Annotated in this window: 1 protein-coding gene and 2 pseudogenes; 1 reads left to right on the top strand and 2 read right to left on the bottom strand. The window is 71.4% G+C overall.

Annotated elements, in window-relative coordinates; genetic code table 11:
- Positions 1-181: 181 nt before the first annotated feature.
- The gene (locus QH276_RS05430; RefSeq protein WP_280400228.1) at positions 182-1552 is read right to left on the bottom strand and encodes a styrene monooxygenase/indole monooxygenase family protein; all 1371 of its coding nucleotides are present in this window, start codon (positions 1550-1552) and stop codon (positions 182-184) included.
- 151 nt (positions 1553-1703) lie between these two features.
- Between QH276_RS05430 and QH276_RS05425 the strand changes: the two are divergent.
- Positions 1704-1970 (top strand): annotated as a pseudogene (locus tag QH276_RS05425) (GAF domain-containing protein); the annotation flags it as partial.
- A 6-nt stretch (positions 1971-1976) separates the two neighbouring features.
- Here the strand turns inward: QH276_RS05425 and QH276_RS05420 are convergent.
- Positions 1977-2054: pseudogene (locus QH276_RS05420) on the bottom strand (hypothetical protein); the annotation flags it as partial.
- Positions 2055-2108 lie beyond the last annotated feature (54 nt).

Here is a 2108-nt window from a genome sequence, read left to right as displayed (position 1 = left end):
GCTTCCAGCCGGCCGGGCGATTCAGCCGGTCGCAGTACCGGGCCGACGCCCCCAACACGGCTTGATCGGCGCCGACCGTTGCCTGGCCCCCCCGGCCCCGCCGCCCCCCGCGCCGCCCGCCCCCCCCCCCCCCCCCCCGGGCGGCGGGCGGGCCAGCGGTCCAGGCAACGGTCGGCGCCGATCAAGCCGTGTTGGTGGCGACGGCCCGGTACTGCGACCGGCTGAATCGCCCGGCCGGCTGGAAGCGGCCCAGGACCTCGGCCGCGTCTTCCCCGGTGACCTGCGCGATGAGGTCGTGCGCATCGGCCACCGAATTCACCCCGTGGACCGATTGCGGGCGGTGCAGTGTGCTCACAACGGCGGAGGCGAACCGCGGGTCCACGGCGGCCGCGCTGAAGAACTGGCCCCCGATCTCAGCGAATTCGGGGTCGCCGAGGAACAGCCGGGTCACCTTGGCCGCGTCCTCGGCGCGCGCCGTCAGGAACGCCTCGTACTGCGCGGTGATCCACGCTTCGTCGAACGGACCCTCATGGCCCGCCGCCGCGGCGACCAGGCGCTGCGCCTGGATGAGACCGGACTGCGCGCCCTGCCCCGCGATGGGGTCGTAGGCGACGGCGGTATCGCCCAGCGCCGCGACCGGATGCCCGCCGGCGGTATATCCCACCCCGGCCCGGAACAGCGGCCGGACCGCGCCCTTCAACCAGGAGTGCGGGTCCTCGGCGATCACCTTCGTGGCAAGCACCTCGGGCAGATCCCAGTCGATGTAGTCGCGGTACAGCTCCGTGACGATCCGGTGCGCCGATTCCGCCGAATCGGCGGCGGCGAAACGCTTCTCCCATTCGCTGCCCGGTTTCGCCCAGCCCAGGAACGCCCAGCTCGGCCCCGCATCCTTGTGCAGGTACGGACCCCACCAGCCTTCGCCCTGTTCGCTGATGATGGAGAATCCGCTGCGACCGCCGCCGGCCGGGCTGCGGTGCGCGAAGACCGATTCGTCGTGACCGAGCCCGGTGACCGTGACGGTGAGCAGGCTGCGCTGCGGGGCGTCGTAGACGGTGCGGGTTTCGTCGATCGGGAACAGCTGGGACAGGCCGCCGCGGCCGGTGGCGACGAGGGTGAGGTCGTTATCGGCGGCGATCGGGTCGAGACGTTCAGGGGTCACGGTATCGACGACGAAACGCCCGCCGCGTTCCAGGAAGGTGGTGAGCCGCTCGTCGGCTTTGAGCCGGGTATCTACGGCGAGTCCGTGGAAGCCGTCGAAGGCGCCGTCGAACTCGATGAGCTCGTCACCGCCGCCGGCCACCCGGACGGTGAGCCCGCTGTGCAGGGGTGCCCAGTCGAGGTAGGTGGGCAGGCCGAGCGCTTCTTCCGCGGCCTGCGCTTCGCCGAAGATGAGCGCGGTGCCGGTGGCGGGGACGGAGTCCCGCAAGCCGCGCTGGTCGCGTTCGCTGTAGAGGGTGACCACGAATCCGGCGTCGAGCAGGCCGAGCGCCGCGGTGACGCCGGTCTGCCCCGCGCCGATCACGGCTGCTTTACGGGTGGAGGTGTTTGTCATGGCGCAATGGTCGCGGGCCCACCCGCCCGGATGCAGGGTTTCACTCACCGCGAGTCGATACCGAAAAGCATTGCGGCAATCAGCTTTTCGCGCGGCAGCCCGCATCCGGCCGCGATGGCGTACCGGACGCGCGGGTCTACCATCTCCCACCATGACGTTCGATCTCGTTCCACTGACCGGCGACCGCGCGGATCGCTACCGACAGCTCACCGAGCAGGCGGCCGCCCTGGTCGCCGGGGAACCCGACCGGATCGCCAACGCCGCCAACCTGAGCGCGCTGCTCTACCACTCACTACCCGAGGTGAACTGGGCGGGCTTCTATTTCCACGACGGACACGAACTCGTGGTCGGCCCCTTCCAGGGCAAACCGGCGTGCGTGCGGATTCCCGTCGGGACCGGGGTGTTTGGTTCTAGCGCCCCCCCCCAAAACCTGATAACCCCCCCCCACAACCCCCGCCCCGGCCCGGCCCGCGCCCCGGGGGGCCGCCGCCTGCTCGAGCACGAGAACCGACAGTCCCGCGCGGGCCAGGTACGCGGCCGCCACCAGCCCGTTGTG

It is taken from the genome of Nocardia carnea (assembly GCF_029869215.1).
Lineage (GTDB): Bacteria > Actinomycetota > Actinomycetes > Mycobacteriales > Mycobacteriaceae > Nocardia > Nocardia carnea_B.
The sequence above is the reverse complement of the archived record's forward strand: the minus strand, read 5'-3'. Positions and strand labels throughout refer to the sequence as shown.